At 36.8% G+C, this 399-nt stretch carries 1 protein-coding gene and 1 pseudogene; both read left to right on the top strand.

The window, feature by feature from the left end; translation table 11 throughout:
• Positions 1-117, top strand: a pseudogene (locus tag IZR01_RS49625) (30S ribosomal protein S12); the annotation flags it as partial.
• 83 nt (positions 118-200) lie between these two features.
• The coding region (locus IZR01_RS49620) for an uS7 family ribosomal protein (protein ID WP_499698318.1) at positions 201-399 on the top strand (199 nt) is incomplete at its 3' end.

The following is a 399-nucleotide window of genomic DNA, read 5'->3' as shown; positions in this document are numbered from 1 at the left end:
GTAAAAGACTTACCAGGGGTACGTTACCATATCGTTCGCGGTGCTTTAGATACTGCTGGTGTTAACGACCGTAAACAAAGCCGTTCTAAATACGGAACTAAAAAACCTAAAGCTTAATTTTAATTATTAAACAAATGAAACTTGCTTCTACTATATAGAAGTAATTACTATGAACAATATTTCGGAAGGAGGAGTTACGGATGCCACGTAAAGGTCCTGTTGCAAAACGTGATGTTTTACCAGATCCTATTTATAACTCAAAATTAGTAACTCGCTTGATCAACCGTGTAATGGTTGACGGAAAACGCGGGATTGCAGCTAACATTATCTATAATGCCTTTGACTTGATCAAAGAATCTACAGGTAACGATCCATTAGAAGTGTTTGAACAAGCAATGA

It is taken from the genome of Catenulispora pinisilvae, assembly GCF_015356865.1.
Taxonomy (GTDB): domain Bacteria; phylum Actinomycetota; class Actinomycetes; order Streptomycetales; family Catenulisporaceae; genus Catenulispora; species Catenulispora pinisilvae.
Note: the sequence above shows the minus strand (reverse complement) of the source record. Positions and strands in the feature narration are given on the sequence as shown.